Below are 18,382 nucleotides of genomic sequence, written 5' to 3' on the forward strand. Positions count from 1 at the left end.
ACCACTCCTTACCCGGGCACATGCCACTACGCACCGTAGTGGCCTCAATGGCCCGCCCGTGCTTCTGATACCCACCGTAGTAGTCGATGACACCCCAGGGGCAGTGAGCGGCTGGATGCGTCGTGCGCCGTCGCTGAACTGACCCTGCACGTGGAAAAAATGTCAGTAAGGTTCTTTTGTGTGAAAGCCCTCCGTCGGTTCACCGTCCGTGCCCACCTGCCCGAACGTCTCGCCGCCCTGGAGCGGTTGTCCATCAACCTGCGCTGGTCCTGGCACACGCCCACTCAGGAGCTGTTCGCGGAGATCGATCCGGTGCTGTGGGAACAGGTTGGCGCCGACCCGGTGGCGTTGCTCGGCGCGGTCAGCCCCGCGCGCCTCGACGAACTGGCGGCCGACGAGGACTTCGTCGGCCGGGTGGACTACCGCGCCACCGATCTGGACAACTATCTGAGCCGGCCGCTGTGGTACCAGGAGCAGGCCGACCATGCCGAGGACGGCGGCCCCGCGATGCCGAAGGGCATCGCCTATTTCTCCATGGAGTTCGGCGTCGCGGAAGTCCTGCCCAACTACTCCGGTGGTCTGGGCATCCTCGCGGGTGATCATCTCAAGTCGGCGTCGGACCTCGGCCTGCCTTTGATCGCGGTCGGGCTGCACTACCGGTCCGGCTATTTCAAGCAGTCGCTGACGGCCGACGGTTGGCAGCACGAGAACTACCCGTCGCTCGACCCGCAGGGTCTGCCGCTGCGGCTGTTGACCGGCGCGGACGGCCAACCGACCCTGGTGTCCCTGAACCTGCCGGAGTCGCAGGTGCTGCGGGCGCGGGTATGGGTGGCGCAGGTCGGGCGAGTTCCGTTGTTACTGCTCGACTCCGACATCCCTGAGAACGACCATGAGCTGCGTTCGGTGACCGACCGGCTGTACGGCGGCGACCAGGAACACCGGATCAAGCAGGAGCTACTCGCCGGCATCGGTGGCATCCGCGCCATCCGGGCGTTCACCGAGATCGAGGGCATCGAAGCGCCCGAGGTCTATCACATGAACGAAGGCCACGCGGGTTTCCTTGGCGTGGAACGTATTCGGGAGTACATCAGCGGCTCAGGACTGGACTTCGAGACCGCGCTGACGGTCGTCCGGTCGTCGACCGTGTTCACCACCCACACCCCGGTGCCGGCGGGCATCGACCGGTTCCCTGTCGAGATGGTGCGCCGCTACTTCGACGACACCGTCGCCGCACCGCTGCTGCCCGAGGTGCCGCTGTACCGCGTGGTCGCATTCGGTGCCGAGGACGACCCGAGCAAATTCAACATGGCACACATGGGTTTACGGCTCGCGCAGCGCGCCAACGGGGTGTCCCTGCTGCACGGCCGGGTGAGCCGCGGCATGTTCAACGAACTGTGGCCGGGATTCGACCAGGCCGAGGTTCCCATCGGCTCGATCACGAACGGCGTGCACGCGCCCACGTGGGCGGCGCCGAAGTGGCTGGAGTTGGGCCGGGAGCTGGTCGGCGTCGAGGGCATGGAGGCGGTCGACCAGGCGGCGGGGGAGCCGCACCTGTGGCAGCGGCTGCACGACGTCGACCCTGGCCACCTGTGGTGGATCCGGTCGCAGCTGCGCAGGATGCTCATTGCCGATGTGCGGGCGCGACTGCGGCGTTCGTGGCTGGAGCGCGGTGCCACCGAGGCCGAACTCGGTTGGATCGCAACGGCTTTCGATCCGTCGGTGTTGACAATCGGCTTCGCTCGCCGGGTGCCCACGTACAAGCGGTTGACGTTGATGCTGCGCGACCCGGAGCGGCTGGAAAGGCTGCTGCTCGACGAGTCGCGGCCGGTGCAGCTGATCGTCGCGGGCAAGTCGCATCCGGCCGACGACGGCGGGAAGGCGCTGATCCAGCAGGTGGTGAAATTCGCCGACCGGCCCGAGGTGCGGCACCGGATCGCATTCCTGCCGGACTACGACATGTCGATGGCCCGCGTGCTGTACTGGGGCTGCGATGTGTGGCTCAACAACCCGCTGCGTCCGCTGGAAGCGTGTGGCACGTCGGGCATGAAGAGCGCGCTCAACGGTGGGCTTAACCTCTCGATCCGCGACGGCTGGTGGGACGAGTGGTACGACGGCGAAAACGGTTGGGAAATACCGACTGCTGACGGCGTCACCGATGAGACCCGCCGCGACGACCTCGAAGCCGCCGCGCTGTACGACCTGATGCAGCACTCGGTGGCGCCCAAGTTCTACGAGCGCAATGAGCACGACGTGCCGATGCGATGGGTCGAGATGGTGCGGCACACCTTGCAGTCGCTCGGGCCGAAGGTGCTGGCGTCGCGCATGGTGCGCGACTACACCGAGAAGTATTACGGCCCTGCGGCGCAGTCGTTCCGGCACACGATAGAGCCGATCGACGGCGTGCCGTTCGGTGCGGCCCGGTCGTTGGCCGCCTATCGCCAGCGGGTGACCGAGACCTGGCCGAAGATTCAGATCACCGACGTCGACAGCTACGGGCTGCCCGATACGCCGCTGCTGGGTTCGGAGTTGTCGCTGACCGCCAAGGTGCAGCTGGCTGGTCTGCGCACCGACGAAGTTGTGGTGCAAGCGGTTCTGGGACGGGTCGACGCCGGCGACCAACTGGTGGACCCGGTGACGGTGCCCATGACGCACACGAATTCCGGCGAGGGTGGCGTCGAAGTCTTCTCGGCAACCACGCCGCTGCCGGTGGCCGGGCCCGTCGGGTACACCGTTCGGGTGTTGCCGCACAACGCATTGCTGGCCGCCGACAACGAACTCGGGCTGGTCACGCTGGCGTGAGTGCACTGACTGTTGCGGTCGATGGTGGACCGTACGCGCTGGCGGCCGGCCCGGACGGCGCGATGTGGGTGACGTTGGTGTCGGCAGGTTCGGTGGCCCGGGTTGACGCCCGCGGTGCCGTGCGGCTGTTCGAAGTCGGTGCCGACAGCCGGCCGATGCAGATCTGCGCGGGCTCCGATGGGGCGATGTGGTTCACCTGTGCCGGCACCGACCGGCTGGGCCGGATCAATGGTGACGGTGCCCTGACGTTCGTTGAACTAGATTCGGGCAGTGCGCCATTCGGCATCGCAGTCGGACCCGACGACGCCGTCTGGTTCACCGCCATGGACGCTGGGACGGTCTGTCGCGTAGGTGCCGACGGCGTCGTGGAGCAGGTCGCCGCGCCCGGCGGGATGCCGTCGATGATCACCGGAGGCGGCGACGGTGCACTCTGGTTCACGCTGAATCAGAAGTCTGCCATCGGGCGACTGACGGTGGACGGCAAGCTGTCGGTCCGGCAGACTCCGACGCCGTCCGCGGGGCCCGTCGGCATCTGCGCCACCCATGACGATGCCGTGTGGTTCACCGCAATTGGTGCGGGCAAGCTGGGCCGCATCCCGCTGAATGACGCCATCCAGGAATTGGACCTGCCGGGCAAGCCGCACGCGGTGGTCGCCGATGCGGCCGATGGCGTGTGGGTGAGTCTGTGGGGCGCAGATGCCATCGCCCGGGTCACCGCCGACGGCGAGGTCTCGACATTCGATCTGCCGCCGGGCAGCGAGCCGCACGGGTTGGCCGTCGATCGTGATGGCGCGCTGTGGGTGGCGCTGGAGTCCGGGTTCGTGGTGCGCCTGCCGGTGTAACTAGGCAGGCACCGGCTGGACGGTGTGGTCGAACTCGATGTGGTGGCCCTGCAGCCACATCATCGAGCGGCCGTCGTCTTTGGCGGCCTGCCGGAACGCCACCGGCAGAATCAGGTCACGCAGGAACCGCCCTACCGGGCCGGCGGCCTTGCTGTTGGCCGACCGGTGTCCGTGGCGGACGATCTTCTCCACCCGGCTGCGGCGCAGCGATTCGAATGTCGTGAATGCCGTTGGGATGTCAGGGCAATCGCGCAGGCACTGCGCGAGTATGACGGCGTCCTCGACGGACATCGACGCGCCTTGGCCTGCCGATGGTGCGGTGGCATGGGCGGCGTCGCCGATGATGATCTGGTTGCGGTGGTTGTGCCAGTGCTTGACCACCGGTAGGTCGTAGGTGGCCCACCCGATCATCGGGCCAGGCGCGGCGTCGATGATGTCGTGGGCGGGTCCGGTATCGCCGGACATCAACTGGTGCAGCCAGTTTCGCCAGTCGGCGTCGGTCATGTCGGACAACACCCCGCGTTCGGGTTCGCGGGCCATCGGTGGGTTGGCGAACCAGACGGTGCCACCGTCCGGGGTCGGGAACCAGGCGAAGAAGCACCGGGTGCCGAACTGCATCCGGAATTCGCGCGGCGGCACGTCGACGGTGAAGTTCGGGATGTAACCCCCGACGTTGAGTACCGGCACGTAGCGGGGCGCGCGAGCGTGCGGGTCGATGGTGTGGCGCACTGCCGAATGAATCCCGTCGCAGCCGATCAGAAGATCGCCGGTCGCGGTACTGCCGTCGGCGAATCGCGCACGGACCCGGCCGTTGGAAGCTGTTGTCGCGGAGACGAACTCCGTGCCGTAGCTATAGTGCACACCGCGTTCGGTGGCCAGCGCGTTGAGTTCGCGGTAGAGGTCGGCGCGACGCATCATGACCGACAGCTGGCCGTCCGGGCGCCGTGCGGCCATGGGAATTCGGCCCAGCTCTCTACCGCTGCCGGTGATGAAACTGATGGCGTCGTTCGGGTAACCCAGGTTCTCGAGCGGCCCGGCTGCATCGACAGCGCGCAGCGCATCCATGCCGTTGGCCTGAAAGTTCAGCCAGGCGCCGCGGAGGTCGGCGCCGGACGGGGAGCGTTCGAAGACGTGCGCGTCGATTCCCACCCGCTGCAGCGCGATGCCCAGGACCGGGCCGGCAACCCCGGCGCCGATGATGAGTGCTTCGGTCATGCGTGTTCCTCGGTATCTCGCCAGATGGCTCGACAATCAGATAGCTTGATTATCAAGCAATAGAATGAAAGGAAGATCGCTCGATTGTCAAGCGAAAAACCGGTGACGGACCGTCTGGGTGCGGCGGTGCAGGCCTATCAGGCGGCGGTCGACGACTTCGACCGCGAGGTCGCGCGGCTGCTCGGCATCAACACGACGGATGCGCGGTGTCTCGAGATCCTGATCCAGGAAACGCCGGATGGCCTCACCCCGCGGGAGTTGGCCGACCGGCTGGGTCTGACCACCGGCAGCGCCACGACGATGCTCGACCGCTTGGAGAAGGTCGGTTATGTGACGCGCTCAGCGCACCCGAGTGATCGCCGCAAACTGCTGGTGCACGCCACCGCAGGTGCGCGTGAGCGCGCCTTCGAACTCATCGGTCCGCTGGTGGCCGAGGGGGAGCGCAGCTTGCTGAGCCGATACAGCACCAAACAGCTCGAGCTGATCACCGAGTTCCTCACGCGGGCAGCCGAATTGCAGCGCGACCATGTCGAGCGGCTGCGTGGGTTGTGATCGACGTCGGGCGTGTCGCCTCTGTCTGCAACGTGTGCGATCCGGACCCGACAGCATGGGCTGACATTGTCATCACATGCTGACGGTGTCAGCCTCGGTTGACAGGTCCTGACGTGAAGTGGTGGGGAAGGAGTTCCCCGGGGCTGTGGGCTGCGGGCGGCGCAGACCGCGGGCGCACGGCCCACGAGTCTCGTCAGCTGGATGCAGCCAGCCGCTCCAGTGCGCTGCGCACCCGAACCGGGTCGGTCGTCGACCAATAGGGCGGCAGCGACGACTGCAGGAATCCGCCGTAGCGCGCCGTCGCCATCCGGGAGTCCAGGATCGCGATGACGCCCCGGTCGTTGACGCTGCGCAGCAGTCGCCCCGCGCCCTGCGCCAGCAGCAGCGCGGCGTGCGATGCCGCCACCGCCATGAATCCGTTGCCGCCGCGTGCGGCAACGGCCCGCTGGCGCGCCGTCAGTAGCGGATCGTCGGGGCGGGGGAACGGAATTCGGTCGATGATCACCAGCGACAGCGACGGTCCCGGCACGTCGACGCCCTGCCACAGCGACAGCGTGCCGAACAGCGACGTCTCGGCGTCTTCGGTGAAGCGGCGCACCAGCGTTGACGTCGAGTCCTCGCCCTGGCACAGCACCGGGGTGTCGAGCCGTTCACGCATGATCTCGGCGGCGGTCTTGGCGGCGCGCATCGACGAGAACAGGCCGAGCGTACGTCCGCCGGCAGCGGTGATCAGCTCGTAGATTTCGTCGAGTTGCTCCGGTGGAGCGGCGTCGCGTCCTGGTGGCGGCAGATGCTTCGCGACATACAGAATTCCCGACTTGGCGTGGGAGAAGGGCGAACCCACGTCCATGCCCTTCCACCGAGGAGCTGACGACGTGGAGGCATCCTCTTCCGAGGGCGCCGACAGTCCCCACGCTCGGGCCATCGATTCGAAGCGCCCGCCAATGGTCAGCGTCGCCGACGTCAGCACTGCGGTCACCTCGCCGAACAGCCGGCCGCGCAGTAGCCCGGCCACCGACAGCGGAGCTACTCGCAGGACGTAACGCACTGAGCCCCTGGACTCTTCGCGGTCCAGCCACACCACGTCGTAGCGGTCGGGGATGGCCGGCACAAACGAGTCGATGATGCGGGACGCGGTGTCGCTGAGATCGGTCAGCGCGGTGACGGCCTCGCTGCGTGCGGCCGCGGCGGTGGGGTCCGACGGTGCGGTATCGATCGCCATCTTGACCTTGTCCGTCGAATCGCGCACTACCGTCAGATAGGTGGCGAGTTCGTCGTCGAGCACGTCGATGCGTCCGGGCTCCATATCGTGGATGGCCGACCCCAGTGTGGCGATGGAAGCCTCGAGGCGTTCTGCCAGTTCAGGTTCCACCAGCCGGGCGGCGCGTCGGAGTGCCACGGCCATGGACGTTGCGGAAAGCTCGCCGGTCGCCACGCTCGTGACGCGGTCGACCAGTTCGTGGGCCTCGTCGACCACGAGCAACTGGTGTTCGGGCAGCACATTGACCTCGGAGATGGCATCGATGGCCAGCAGCGCGTGGTTGGTGACGATGACGTCGACCGCACCCGCCTTGGCGCGGGCCTTCTCGGCGAAACAATCTGTGCCGTAAGGGCATCGCGTGGCGCCGATGCACTCCCGGGCGCCGACGCTGACCTGCGACCAGGCGCGGTCCAGCACGCCCGGCACCACCTCGTCGCGGTCACCGCTCTCGGTGTCCGACGACCATTCGATGAGTCGCTTGACGTCACGGCCCAACGCCGACGCGGCGACAGGGTTGAACAGCTCCTCCTGGGGGAGATCTTCTTCGGCAGAGGCTCCGCTGTGAACCTTGTTCAGGCACAGGTAGTTTCCGCGGCCCTTGAGCAATGCGAACTCGGGACGGCGCGGCAGGTGCGGAGCCAAGGCGTCGGCCAAGCGGGGCAGGTCGCGGTCCACAAGCTGGCGCTGCAGTGCGATGGTCGCGGTCGACACCACCACAGGCTGATTCGATGCGACGGCGTGCGCGATGGATGGCACCAGGTACGCCAAGGACTTTCCGGTGCCGGTGCCGGCCTGAACCGCCAGGTGTTCACCGTTGTCGAAGGCATGGCCGACGGCTTCGGCCATCTCGATCTGGCCGCTGCGCTCGGCACCGCCGAGGGCGGATACCGCGATGGACAGCAGCCCAGAAACGTTTGTAGCGTCCGTCGCTTTGGTTTTGCGGCTCATGCACCCACCAGTCGGGTCGGGATGGCGGGCTCACCGGCGGAGAGCTTGAGTCCGTCCCACGGCAGGCTGTGCAGTCCGGCGGCGACGCGCGCACGGGCATCGGCCAGCGACGAGTGGCACACGACCGAACCCGACCGCACCAACGGAACCGTCAGCACCCGTCCGTCGTCGGGTGGGGGTGAATCGGCCGGGTACACCACCTCTTCGATGATGGTTCCCGACTCTTTTGCCAACCGCAGCGCCGCCTTGTGGCCGCCGTGAGATTCCTTGCGGTTGCTGCGTTTTGCCACCGGCATGCCGTCGACCTCGACCAGCTTGTAGACCATCGACGCCGTTGGCGCACCGGACCCGGTGACCACTGACGTGCCGACGCCGTAGACGTCGACCGGTGCGGCGGCCAGCGCGGCGATCGAGTATTCGTCGAGGTCGCCGGACACCACGATCTTGGTGCCGCGCGCACCCAGTGCGTCGAGTTGGTCGCGGACCTGGCGGGCCATGACGCCCAGGTCGCCGGAGTCGATACGGACCGCGCCGAGCTCGGGTCCGGCCACCTCGATGGCGTTGGCCACGCCCTGGGTGATGTCGTAGGTGTCGACCAGCAGCGTCGTCCCGACGCCCAACGCGTCGACCTGGGCGCGGAACGCGGCAACCTCGTCGGGACCGCTCGTCGCGGTGTGCACCATGGTGAAGGCGTGCGCGCTGGTGCCCAGCGCGGGGACGCCGTAGGTCCGCTGCGCCTCCAGGTTCGAGGAGGCGAGGAACCCGGCGAGGTATGCGGCCCGGGCCGCGGCGACCGCGGCGTGCTCGTGTGTGCGGCGCGAACCCATCTCGATGAGCGGCCGGCCGGTCGAGGCGCTGACCATGCGCGCGGCCGCTGACGCGATCGCGGTGTCGTGATTGAAGATCGACAGCACGAGGGTCTCGAGAATCACGCATTCGGCGAACGTGCCGTGGATCGACAGCACCGGAGAATCGGGGAAGTACAGCTCGCCCTCGGGGTAGCCGTCGATGTCGCCGCGGAACTCGTAGTCAGCGAGCCAGCGCAGTGTCTCGGCGTCGAGAAAGTCCAGTGAGGCCAGCGCCGTGTCGTCGAACCGGAAGTCGGCGAGCGCCGCCAGGAACCGCGCGGTGCCGGCGACCACTCCGTATCGGCGTCCGAACGGCAGTCTCCTGGCAAACACCTCGAACGACGCGCGACGATGCGCCGTGCCGTCGCGCAGGGCGGCAGCGAGCATGGTGAGCTCGTATTTGTCGGTCAGCAACGCGGCGGTCACAGACCTCACCGTACTGGTTCTTCACCGCGCATCTGCCCCGCTATTCTGGGCTCATGGTTCTGGGTGCCAGCTCGTCGACGGTAGTCGCGCGGACAAGCCCCGCGACTGACGTCGAAGAGGTGGCCGGCCTGGACAGTCCGTGGGTGACCATCGTCTGGGACGACCCGGTGAATCTGATGACCTACGTGACTTACGTCTTCCAGAAGCTTTTCGGTTACAGCGAGGTGCGCGCCACCGAGTTGATGATGCAGGTGCACACCGAGGGTAAAGCCGTCGTCTCGGCGGGCAGCCGGGAGTCGATGGAGGTCGACGTCACCAAACTGCACGCAGCCGGGCTGTGGGCAACCATGCAGCAGGACCGCTGAGCGGTGCGCAAGTGGAAGCGGGTGACCACGTCGTCGGGCGTGCGCATCAAGTCGGGTCTGGAAGCGCACGAAGTCACCATGCTGCGCAACTTGGTCGGCTCGCTGATCGAGATGCTCGACGAACGCGAATCCGCTTTACCGCGTGACGAACTCGCCGAATTGACCGGCATGAAGATCGGGCCGTCGCAGCCCCCCGACGACGACACCATGCGCCGGTTGCTGCCGGACTTCTATCACGACCCGGCCAAGCATCCAGACGGCCGCGCCGCCGGTGAGAGCCTCAACGGCGCACTGCGCAGCCTGCATGAACCGACCATCATCGACGCCAAACGGCAAGCCGCGCAACGCCTTCTGGACTCGCTTCCGGAGCCGGCAGGCAAGTTCGAACTGACAGAAGAGCAGGCGCAGGACTGGGCGGCCGCGATCAACGACGTGCGGCTGGCCCTTGGCGCCATGCTCGACATCGGACCCGATGGGCCGCAACGTCTTTCGCCGGATCATCCGATGGCGGGGCATCTGGAGGTGTATCAGTGGCTGACGTATCTGCAGGAGTATCTGGTGCTGAGTCTGCTGGACGAGCGGTGACGGGTTCCATCACCTTCGTCCCTGACATCCTGGTCGGCAACTACCAGCGGATCGAAGACGCCACCCTGGGCGGCGGCTGGGCGACCGGCACCACCGTCGTGCTCGCGCCGCCCGGAACCGTCGGCGCGGTCGACGTGCGCGGCGGAGCGCCCGGCACCCGCGAGACCGACCTGCTCGACCCGTCCAACAGCGTGCAGCATGTCGACGCGATCGTGCTCACCGGCGGCAGCGCCTACGGGCTCGCCGCGGCCGACGGCGTCATGACCTGGCTCGAGGAACACGACCGCGGCGTGAAGATGCCCGGCGGGCGGGTGCCGATCGTGCCGGGCGCCGTGATCTTCGATCTACCCGTCGGCGCGTGGGCCAACCGGCCGACGGCCGAATTCGGCTACCAGGCCGTCGCCCATGCCGGCACCGACGTGCCCACCGGCAACGTGGGCGCGGGCGCGGGTGCACGGGCCGGGGCGCTCAAGGGCGGACTCGGGACGGCATCGGTCACGCTCGACAATGGTGTCACCGTCGGGGCGCTCGTCATCGTCAATGCGGCCGGCCACGTCGTCGACCCGCAGACCGGGCTGCCGTGGTCGGCGGACCAGATCGCCCGGTTTGGCCTGAAGCCGCCACCGGCCGACCAGATCGAGGCGTATGCGACCCGGGTGAAAGACCCCAAGCCGCTCAACACGACCATCGCCGTCGTCGCGACCGATGCCGCGCTCAGCCCGGGCGGCTGCAAGAAGGTGGCCGTCGCCGCGCACAACGGACTGGCCCACACGATCCGTCCGGCGCATACCGCCGTCGACGGCGACACCGTCTTCGCGCTGGCGACGGGCCGGGTCCACATCGAGCCGGACCCGGCGACGCCGGAGCAGATGAATCCTGAGACGCGACTGATCTCCGAGATCGGGGCCGCTGCTGCTGACGCGCTCGCCACCGCCGTGATGGTCGGGGTGCTGGCTGCGGAGTCGATCGCCGATATCCCGACCTACCGCGAGCTGCTGCCGGGAGCCTTCGCCTGACGTCGTTCGTCGGTAGCCTGAGGGTATGACGCCAGCGAGTAGCGGAGCGGATCGAGCATGACGCACGACTTGTCCACGACTCCGTCGAAGCCGAAGCCGCCTGCGACGTGGAAGGTCGGCGGTGTCACGATCGTCAGCTTCGTCGCGCTGCTGTGGCTCATCGAAGGCTGGGATGCGCTGCATCATCAGGAGCTCAATCAGGACGGCATCCGGCCGCTGGAGACCGATGGCCTCTGGGGCATCTTGTGGGCGCCGCTGCTGCACGCCGACTGGGCGCACCTGCTCGCGAACACGGGTCCGGCCTTGGTGCTCGGGTTCCTGGTGACGCTCGCGGGCATGGGCCGGTTCCTCGCGGCCACTCTGATCATCTGGCTGCTCGGCGGTTTCGGTACGTGGCTCATCGGCAACATCGGCGCGCCGCAGGGCGTCGAGTCGGTGCACATCGGGGCGTCTGGGCTGATCTTCGGCTGGCTGACGTTCCTCATCGTGTTCGGCTTCTTCACTCGGCATGCGTGGCAGATCGTCGTCGGCGTCGTGGTGCTGTTCGTCTATGGCGGTGTGCTGTGGGGCGCGCTGCCGGGCACCTTCGGCGTGTCGTGGCAGGGCCATCTGTGCGGTGGCATCGCCGGTGTGCTCGCCGCGTATTTGCTGAGCAGTCCGGAAAGAGAAGCGCGCGAACGGCGTAAGGGCGCAGCCCTGCCGTCGATTCCGACGTAATTTGCTGAATTCGGCATTCGCCGCCCATCGCGCTGCCCCAAGCGTGATCGGTATCGCTTTCGGGAGTAATCGAGAAACTGGCCGCCCAAAGGTGCCGTCTTTTCGTCGCAGGGCGTGTCGGCGTGGCAAGCTAGGGGTGTGCGCCTCACCATTCTCGGTTGCTCCGGCAGCGTGGGTGGGCCGGATTCTCCGGCCTCGGGCTATCTGCTGACCGCTCCGGACACCACGCCGATGGTTATCGACTTCGGCGGCGGGGTGCTCGGCGCACTGCAGCGTCATGCCGATCCGGGTTCGGTAAATATATTGCTGTCGCATCTGCATGCCGACCATTGTTTGGACTTGCCAGGGCTGTTCGTCTGGCGGCGCTACCACCCGAATCCGCCGGTCGGCCGCGCGCTGATGTTCGGGCCGGCGGCCACCTGGCACCGGCTCGGTGCGGCGTCGTCACCCGAGGGCGGCGAGATCGACGACATCACCGACATCTTCGACATCAAGGTCTGGGTGGACGGCGAAGACGTCGAGATCGGCTCGCTGACCGTGACGCCGCGCCTGGTCTGCCACCCGACCGAGTCGTACGGCATGCGCTTCACCGATCCGTCCGGCGCGACGCTCGTCTACTCCGCGGATACCGGCTACTGCGACGCGTTGGTCGACCTGGCTCGCGGTGCCGACGTGTTCCTGTGCGAGGCGTCGTGGACCGACTCTCCCGACCGTCCGCCGAAGTTGCACCTGTCCGGCACCGAGGCCGGCCGCGCGGCTCGCGAGGCCGGCGTCAAAGAGCTGCTGCTGACCCACATCCCGCCGTGGACGTCCCGCGAGGACGTCATCAGCGAGGCCAAGGCCGAGTTCGACGGACCCGTGCACGGCGTGGTCTGCAACGAGTCGTTCGACATCACCCGCCGGTAAGTCACCGCCGTGCTCAGGGCGGCCCGCTAGGGTTGTCGGGTGTCCCGACGAGAAGACGGTCGCCTTGACGACGAACTCCGCCCGGTAAAGATCACCCGAGGATTCACCAACCACCCTGCGGGGTCGGTGTTGGTGGAGTTCGGTGAAACGCGCGTGATGTGCACGGCATCGGTATCCGAAGGCGTGCCGCGCTGGCGCAAGGGTTCCGGCTTGGGCTGGCTGACCGCCGAATACGCGATGCTGCCGGCCGCCACGCATGACCGCTCCGACCGCGAGTCGGTGAAGGGCCGCGTCGGTGGGCGGACCCAGGAGATCAGCCGGTTGATCGGCCGCTCGCTGCGTGCGTGCATTGATTTGAGTGCCCTGGGCGAGAACACCATCGCCATCGACTGCGACGTGCTGCAGGCCGACGGCGGTACCCGCACTGCAGCGATCACCGGCGCGTATGTGGCGTTGGCCGACGCTGTCACCTACCTGGCCGCGGCCGGACGGTTGAAGGATCCGCGGCCGCTGTCGTGTGCCATCGCTGCCGTGTCGGTGGGTGTGGTCGACGGCCGCGTCCGCACGGACCTGCCGTACACCGAGGACTCGCGCGCGGAGGTCGACATGAACGTCGTCGCCACCGACACCGGGACCCTGGTGGAGGTGCAGGGGACCGGCGAGGGTGCGACGTTCCCGCGCTCGACGCTGGACAAGCTTCTGGACGCGGCTTTGGCTGCCTGCGACCAGCTGTTCGCGCTGCAGCGCGAGGCTCTGGAGCTGCCGTATCCGGGTGTGCTGCCCGAGCCGACGGGGCCCGCGAAGAAGGCATTTGGTGCCTGAGCTTCTGGTCGCTTCGCGCAATGCGAAGAAGCTGGCGGAGCTGCAGCGCGTCCTTGATGCCGCGGGTGTTGTCGGTCTGACGTTGTTGTCGTTGGCCGATGTGCCCGAGTACCCCGAGGCGCCCGAGACCGGGGCGACGTTCGAGGAGAACGCGTTGGCCAAGGCCCGCGACGGGTTCGAGGCCACCGGAATTCCTTGCATCGCAGATGATTCCGGAGTGTCGGTCGATGCGTTGAACGGCATGCCCGGCGTGCTCTCGGCGCGGTGGGCCGGCGGCCATGGGGATGACCGGGCGAATCTGGAGCTGGTGCTCGGGCAGCTCGAGGATGTGCCCGACGACCGTCGCGGTGCGGCGTTCGTGTCGTGTTGCGCGCTGGTTTCCGCCGCAGGTTCGGTGGTGGTGCGCGGTGAGTGGCCGGGCGTTATCGCGCGGGAGCCGCGGGGGTCCGGTGGATTCGGCTATGACCCGATCTTCGTACCGGCCGGTGGTTCGGTGTCGGCCGCGGAGCTGACGCCTGCCGAGAAGGACGCGGCGTCACACCGCGGGCGCGCGTTGGCGCAGTTGGTACCGGCGCTGCGGGAGTTGGCTGCGGGCTAGTCTCGGCTCTCATGGCGCATCGGCGATAGCGACGACGATGTCCTGGGGTTCGGCGTCGATCTGTGGGGATCGTGCGCGGTACATCCGGATCAGTTCGCGGATTGCGACGAATAGGCAGAAGGCGGCGTATGTCGCCGACAGTGCCTTGGCGTTCAGGACCAGGGCCAGCACTGCGCCGGCAATCGCCCCCGGCAGCGCGCCGACGTTGAGGGTCAGACTCAGCCGGGGTGACGCTGTTCCTTGGCGGGCGTGCATGATCCATCCGACGATCGAGTTCGGGACGAACATCAGCAGCGATGTTCCAATCGCCGTATGCAGGTCGCAGCCGAACAACATCATCAGTGCGGGAACGGCGAGTAGCCCGCCGCCCAGGCCGACTGCTGCGGCCCAGGCGCCTATCAGCAGCCCGCTGGCCAGCGAGACCGGCGCGACGTAGATCCAGTTGTGAACGACAGCGGCGGAAAATGCCGCCCCGCCTTGGAGCAGGTGGACGCCGGCGATGTCCAGGCCGAGCTTGAGCGCCGACAGTAAGAGCACCGTGACGAATAGCCAGCGCAGGGTGGCGTGGGACACCTTCATGATCAGCCTGGCGCCGAAGAGGCCGCCGATCGTCCCTCCGACCAGCATGCCGATGCCGGCGTTCCAGTCGATGCTGCCGCCGGCCAACGCAAAGGTCAGTGCGCCGACCCCGACAACGGCGGTGTTGGCGGCGGTGGCCGTCCCGTGCAGGGTTGGCCGCGGCAGCGCGGTCAAATGCTCCAGGGCCGGCACGTAGAAGACGCCGCTGCCGCCGCCGAAGAGGCCGCCGATCATTCCGCCGATGGTGCCCACACCGAGTTCGGCGGGTAGTCCGCCTCGCATGACGGCGGCGTTCGGCGGAGCGGGGCGTTCGGCGGGCATATGAGTTCTCCTTGGGATCGGCACGACGAACTATCGCACTTGTCTGACAAGTAGACAAATGCGTTTCAGTGAGCGAGAGGCCGAATGATGCCCGAGGATGTGATGAGAGCCGCCTGGCCAGCAGGTGCGCGTGAGCTACGGCGTGACCAGGTATCCGTTGATGAAGTCGTGCAGCGCGGGTGCGAGGTGCGCGACGCCAGAATCGTTCAGCTTGGCCAGCAGGATGATGCCCTGATACTGCGCCAGTAGTGCGTGCGCGAGCTGTTCGGGATCGGTACCCGGACGCAGGGTTCCGTCGGCCAGGGCTTCCTGGCAGATGAGCGCCAGGTGATGCTGCATCGCGGCCAGGGTGTGTGCGAGGTGCGCGCGCAGATCGTCGTCGGTGGTGGACAGTTCGGCGGCGAAGTTGCCGAACGGGCAGCCCACCGCGCGGCCGAATTGGGCTTCGAGGGCGGATTGGATGGCGCCGATCGCGTCGGGTACCGCGTGCAGCTTCTCGGCCGGGGTCGCGGTGGGGGAGCCGGCGAGCTGACGTTGAAATGCCTTGGCGTGCAGGTCGATAACGGCTTTGGCCAGCTCGGATTTCGATGAGAAGTAGTGGTAGAAGCTGCCTTTGCGGATGTCGGTGGCGCGGCACAGTTCATCGACCCCGACGGCTTGGTAGCTGCGTTCGAGAAAGAGTCGGGCGGCAGTCGCGACCAGGCGGTCACGGGCGTCGGAAGTCCGGGGCACCTGTGGACTCTAATTGGTAGTTGACCGGTCGGTCAACAATGGCTAACTTGACCACATGACTAACCTTGAGGTCTTCCGTACCCCCGATGAGCGATTCGCGAATCTGCTGGGCTACGACTTCGCCCCCAACTACGTCGACATCGACGGCTTGCGCATGCACTACCTCGACGAGGGGCCGCGCGACGGCAAGCCCATCGTTTGCTTCCACGGCGAGCCGACGTGGGCGTACCTGTACCGCAAGATGATCGGCCCGTTCGTCGAGGCCGGCCATCGGGTGATCGTGCCCGACTATGCGGGCTTCGGTCGCTCCGACAAGCCCACCGATCGCCGGTGGTACAGCTATGACAAGCACGTGGAGTTGGTGACGCGCGTGCTGGGCGGTCTGGGGCTGCAGGATGCCACCGCCATCGTGCAAGACTGGGGCGGACCGATCGGCCTGCGGTGGGCGATGGAGAACGCGGATCAGGTTGGCGCCCTGGCGATTTTCAACACCGGGCTGTTCACAGGCCGGGTCTCGAAGGGCTTCATGGCGTGGCGTGCCTTCGCGGAGGCCAACCCTGACTTGCCCGTCGGCTTCGTGATTCAGGGTGCGACGACGACAGAGTTGTCACCCGAGGTGGTCGCCGCCTACGACGCGCCGTTCCCCACCGTGGAGTCCAAGGCGGGCGCCGCGCAGTTCCCGCTTTTGGTGCCGATCACTGAAGACGCCGCCGGCGCTGCCGAGATGCAGGCCGTCACCGACGCGCTGTCGCGCTGGGAGAAGCCGGCGCTGGTCGCGTTCTCCGACCAGGACCCGGTGTTCCCGTACCCGCGCGCTGGCGAGGCGTTCGTCGACCTGATTCCGACCGTCGACGAGCAGGTCCGCATCGAAGGTGCGTCGCACTTCCTGCAGGAGGACCGCGGCGAGCAGTTGGCGGTCGAGGTGCTCAAGCGGCTGGGCTGAGGTCGTGCTGGTGCTGCGACCGTAACGCCACGGCGGTTTTCCGGCCCGGTTTCCGCCGTGGCGTTACGGTCGCGACGGGGTTCGCCGGGTTATGCACAGGGCTTCGTCGCTGCGCCTTGGTCAGCGGCCGGCGGCTGGGCACACTGCCATCATGGGGGAGCCATTCATCGGCAGCGAGGCATTGGCTGTGGGCAGGCTGACGCGTCATCAGTTGCGAACTAATTTCGTTGCCGTCCACCAGGATGTGTATGTGCCGCGGGGCACGCAGCCGACTGCGATCATGCGGGCCAAGGCGGCTTGGTTGCGATCCAGACGCACGGGTGTACTCGCGGGCTTCTCTGCGGCCGCGCTCCACGGAGCCCGGTACATCGATGCGGCGTTGCCGGCCAACATCATTCACAGTAATCGACGGCCCGCGCGCGGCATCGTGGCGTGGGCGGACACTTTGGATGGTGATGAGGTGTGCGCGATCGGCGAGATGCGGCTGACCACGCCGTCGCGCACAGCCGTTGACCTGGCTCGCCGGTGTCGCGAGGACGTCGCGGTCGCGGCCATCGACGCGTTGGCTCGGGCGGCGCGGTTGACGGTCGCGGACGTCGAGGCGGCTGTCGAACGCCACCCTGGGCGGCGAGGCCTGAAGCGGGCTCGGGTGACACTCTCGCTGGTGGACCCTGGCGCCGAATCGCCGGGCGAGACGCGGTTGCGGCTGTTGCTTGTCAAAGCAGGTTTTCCACGACCGGTCAGCCAGCACCCGATCTACAACGAATACGGTGTCGTGATCGGGGTGGTCGATCTCGCGTGGCCCGAACTGAAGATTGCGGTCGAATACGAGGGCCGGCACCACATGGATCCCGATCAGATTCGCAAGGACATCGCGCGGATCGAGGAAATGATTGAGATGGGTTGGCTCGTCATTCGAGTTACGTCGCGTGACCCCAGCGGCGTCGTGTTGCGCAGAATCGCTCATGCGAGGGCATCGCGCTGTGCGGTCGACGACGTGACCATCCGACTCTCACGCGACCTGACCGACGCGGTGTGGCCTGCTGGGCTACAAGCGTCGTGACGGTTGGGTGAGCACCGCGACCGTAACGCCACGGCGGTTTCCGGGCCCGATTACCGCCCTGCGGTTACAGTCGCGAATGCCTTCGGCGTCAGGCGAGGTCGAAGCGCTTCTTCACGTCTTCGGTGCGGAAGTGCTCGACGATGATGCCGAGCAGCGGGACCGTACCGGCGAAGAGGGTGCCGATGGTCTGGCCCAGCGGCCAGCGGACCTTGACGGCCAGGTTGAACGTGCACAGCAGATAGATGAAGTACACCCAGCCGTGGACGATGCCGATCCAGTTCAGGCTGACGTCGTTGAAGACGTAGTGCGCCACCAGCTCGTAGCAGAGGGCGATGAGCCAGATACCGGTCGCCCAGGCCATCACGCGGTAGGCGATGAGGGCCTTGCGGATGGTGTCCTTCGACACGGCGGTCGGCTGCGACTCGGTCATGTGGTGGTCCTGTCCTGTTTGTCGTTCTCGGCCAGTTCGGCGAGGTAGGCGTTGTATTCGTTGAGGGTCGGGTCCGCGGTGTCCTTGGCGGCCTTGGGGCGCTCGGGGAGCAGACCCTCGGGGATTTGGGTGGGCCCGTCAGTCGCCGGCGCTACGGGGCCCTCGTCCTCGTAGCGGACGAACTTGTAGTAGCCGTAGAAGCAGAACGCGCCGAACATCGGCCACTGCAGGGCATAGCCCAGGTTCTGGAAGCTGCCCGCGCTCGACTGGAAGCGAGACCACTGCCACCAGGCCAGGGCCATGCAGCCCAGGGCAGCGACGGTCACCAGCACGATGAGCGCCGGCCTCCTACGCCGTGTAGTGGACATATGGCAACGGTACCGCGCGCCGGTTCGCGCCGACGAACTCGGCGAG

19 protein-coding genes are annotated in these 18,382 nt (G+C 67.2%); 12 read left to right on the forward strand and 7 right to left on the reverse strand.

Features of this window, described 5'->3' with window-relative positions:
- Nucleotides 1-180: 180 nt before the first annotated feature.
- Complete coding sequence (glgP, locus tag ACX12F_RS06750) at nucleotides 181-2,799, forward strand: alpha-glucan family phosphorylase (protein WP_459368840.1); 2,619 nt, start codon at nucleotides 181-183, stop codon at nucleotides 2,797-2,799.
- Nucleotides 2,796-3,641, forward strand: a complete 846-nt coding sequence (locus ACX12F_RS06755) for a virginiamycin B lyase family protein (protein WP_459368841.1) — start codon at nucleotides 2,796-2,798, stop codon at nucleotides 3,639-3,641. Before glgP ends, ACX12F_RS06755 begins: the two co-directional genes overlap by 4 nt.
- Here ACX12F_RS06755 and ACX12F_RS06760 read toward each other — a convergent pair whose 3' ends face one another.
- On the reverse strand, nucleotides 3,642-4,856 hold the full coding sequence (locus tag ACX12F_RS06760; protein WP_459368842.1) for an FAD-dependent oxidoreductase: 1,215 nt from the start codon (nucleotides 4,854-4,856) through the stop codon (nucleotides 3,642-3,644). It lies immediately after the preceding gene.
- A gap of 102 nt (nucleotides 4,857-4,958) precedes the next feature.
- Between ACX12F_RS06760 and ACX12F_RS06765 the strand changes: the two genes are divergently transcribed.
- A complete protein-coding gene (locus ACX12F_RS06765) occupies nucleotides 4,959-5,408 on the forward strand; it encodes a MarR family transcriptional regulator (protein WP_459368843.1) in 450 nt (149 codons plus the stop codon).
- 193 nt (nucleotides 5,409-5,601) lie between these two features.
- On the opposite strand, the gene ACX12F_RS06770 is transcribed toward ACX12F_RS06765, so the two are convergent.
- Nucleotides 5,602-7,617 (reverse strand): ATP-dependent DNA helicase, encoded by a 2,016-nt coding sequence (locus ACX12F_RS06770; protein ID WP_459368844.1) that lies wholly within the window; start codon nucleotides 7,615-7,617, stop codon nucleotides 5,602-5,604.
- Nucleotides 7,614-8,891, reverse strand: a complete 1,278-nt coding sequence (locus ACX12F_RS06775) for a nicotinate phosphoribosyltransferase (RefSeq protein WP_459368845.1) — start codon at nucleotides 8,889-8,891, stop codon at nucleotides 7,614-7,616. The genes ACX12F_RS06770 and ACX12F_RS06775 overlap by 4 nt, the downstream gene beginning before the upstream one ends.
- Before the next feature lie 53 nt (nucleotides 8,892-8,944).
- Here ACX12F_RS06775 and clpS point away from each other — a divergent pair, with 53 nt between their 5' ends.
- From clpS to rdgB, 7 genes are all read left to right on the forward strand, one after another.
- Entirely contained in the window at nucleotides 8,945-9,256 is a 312-nt protein-coding gene (gene clpS, locus ACX12F_RS06780) for an ATP-dependent Clp protease adapter ClpS (protein WP_133428166.1), read from the forward strand.
- Nucleotides 9,257-9,259: 3 nt separating this feature from the next.
- A complete protein-coding gene (aosR, locus tag ACX12F_RS06785; protein ID WP_459368846.1) occupies nucleotides 9,260-9,841 on the forward strand; it encodes an oxidative stress transcriptional regulator AosR in 582 nt (193 codons plus the stop codon).
- Nucleotides 9,838-10,857 (forward strand): P1 family peptidase, encoded by a 1,020-nt coding sequence (locus ACX12F_RS06790; RefSeq protein WP_459368847.1) that lies wholly within the window; start codon nucleotides 9,838-9,840, stop codon nucleotides 10,855-10,857. The genes aosR and ACX12F_RS06790 overlap by 4 nt, the downstream gene beginning before the upstream one ends.
- A gap of 57 nt (nucleotides 10,858-10,914) precedes the next feature.
- On the forward strand, nucleotides 10,915-11,574 hold the full coding sequence (locus ACX12F_RS06795; protein WP_459368848.1) for a rhomboid family intramembrane serine protease: 660 nt from the start codon (nucleotides 10,915-10,917) through the stop codon (nucleotides 11,572-11,574).
- A gap of 138 nt (nucleotides 11,575-11,712) precedes the next feature.
- The gene (locus ACX12F_RS06800) at nucleotides 11,713-12,480 is read left to right on the forward strand and encodes a cyclic nucleotide-degrading phosphodiesterase (RefSeq protein ID WP_459368849.1); all 768 of its coding nucleotides are present in this window, start codon (nucleotides 11,713-11,715) and stop codon (nucleotides 12,478-12,480) included.
- A 39-nt stretch (nucleotides 12,481-12,519) separates the two neighbouring features.
- Nucleotides 12,520-13,302 carry a ribonuclease PH gene (gene rph, locus ACX12F_RS06805; protein WP_459368850.1) on the forward strand — a complete coding sequence of 261 codons (783 nt, stop codon included), beginning with the start codon at nucleotides 12,520-12,522 and terminating at the stop codon, nucleotides 13,300-13,302.
- The gene (gene rdgB / locus ACX12F_RS06810; protein ID WP_459368851.1) at nucleotides 13,295-13,900 is read left to right on the forward strand and encodes an RdgB/HAM1 family non-canonical purine NTP pyrophosphatase; all 606 of its coding nucleotides are present in this window, start codon (nucleotides 13,295-13,297) and stop codon (nucleotides 13,898-13,900) included. Before rph ends, rdgB begins: the two co-directional genes overlap by 8 nt.
- Nucleotides 13,901-13,909: 9 nt before the next feature.
- On the opposite strand, the gene ACX12F_RS06815 is transcribed toward rdgB, so the two are convergent.
- Complete coding sequence (locus ACX12F_RS06815; protein WP_459368852.1) at nucleotides 13,910-14,800, reverse strand: sulfite exporter TauE/SafE family protein; 891 nt, start codon at nucleotides 14,798-14,800, stop codon at nucleotides 13,910-13,912.
- Nucleotides 14,801-14,935: 135 nt separating this feature from the next.
- Nucleotides 14,936-15,532 carry a TetR/AcrR family transcriptional regulator gene (locus ACX12F_RS06820; RefSeq protein ID WP_459368853.1) on the reverse strand — a complete coding sequence of 199 codons (597 nt, stop codon included), beginning with the start codon at nucleotides 15,530-15,532 and terminating at the stop codon, nucleotides 14,936-14,938.
- Between the two features lie 55 nt (nucleotides 15,533-15,587).
- Here ACX12F_RS06820 and ACX12F_RS06825 point away from each other — a divergent pair, with 55 nt between their 5' ends.
- Nucleotides 15,588-16,475, forward strand: a complete 888-nt coding sequence (locus tag ACX12F_RS06825; protein WP_459368854.1) for a haloalkane dehalogenase — start codon at nucleotides 15,588-15,590, stop codon at nucleotides 16,473-16,475.
- A 151-nt stretch (nucleotides 16,476-16,626) separates the two neighbouring features.
- A complete protein-coding gene (locus tag ACX12F_RS06830; protein ID WP_459368855.1) occupies nucleotides 16,627-17,538 on the forward strand; it encodes an endonuclease domain-containing protein in 912 nt (303 codons plus the stop codon).
- Nucleotides 17,539-17,626: 88 nt separating this feature from the next.
- Here ACX12F_RS06830 and ACX12F_RS06835 read toward each other — a convergent pair whose 3' ends face one another.
- Nucleotides 17,627-17,968 (reverse strand): DUF3817 domain-containing protein, encoded by a 342-nt coding sequence (locus tag ACX12F_RS06835; protein WP_459368856.1) that lies wholly within the window; start codon nucleotides 17,966-17,968, stop codon nucleotides 17,627-17,629.
- The gene (locus ACX12F_RS06840; protein WP_459368857.1) at nucleotides 17,965-18,336 is read right to left on the reverse strand and encodes a hypothetical protein; all 372 of its coding nucleotides are present in this window, start codon (nucleotides 18,334-18,336) and stop codon (nucleotides 17,965-17,967) included. Before ACX12F_RS06840 ends, ACX12F_RS06835 begins: the two co-directional genes overlap by 4 nt.
- Nucleotides 18,337-18,382 lie beyond the last annotated feature (46 nt).

This window comes from Mycolicibacterium sp. HS_4_1, assembly GCF_054515875.1.

Coding starts and splice junctions, on each gene's coding strand:
- ACX12F_RS06795 (WP_459368848.1), top strand. CDS start 10,915: ATGACGCACGACTTGTCCACGACTCCGTCGAAGCCGAAGCCGCCTGCG.
- ACX12F_RS06770 (WP_459368844.1), bottom strand. CDS start 7,617: ATGAGCCGCAAAACCAAAGCGACGGACGCTACAAACGTTTCTGGGCTG.
- ACX12F_RS06835 (WP_459368856.1), bottom strand. CDS start 17,968: ATGACCGAGTCGCAGCCGACCGCCGTGTCGAAGGACACCATCCGCAAG.
- ACX12F_RS06830 (WP_459368855.1), top strand. CDS start 16,627: ATGGGGGAGCCATTCATCGGCAGCGAGGCATTGGCTGTGGGCAGGCTG.
- ACX12F_RS06825 (WP_459368854.1), top strand. CDS start 15,588: ATGACTAACCTTGAGGTCTTCCGTACCCCCGATGAGCGATTCGCGAAT.
- ACX12F_RS06840 (WP_459368857.1), bottom strand. CDS start 18,336: ATGTCCACTACACGGCGTAGGAGGCCGGCGCTCATCGTGCTGGTGACC.
- ACX12F_RS06815 (WP_459368852.1), bottom strand. CDS start 14,800: ATGCCCGCCGAACGCCCCGCTCCGCCGAACGCCGCCGTCATGCGAGGC.
- ACX12F_RS06760 (WP_459368842.1), bottom strand. CDS start 4,856: ATGACCGAAGCACTCATCATCGGCGCCGGGGTTGCCGGCCCGGTCCTG.
- clpS (WP_133428166.1), top strand. CDS start 8,945: ATGGTTCTGGGTGCCAGCTCGTCGACGGTAGTCGCGCGGACAAGCCCC.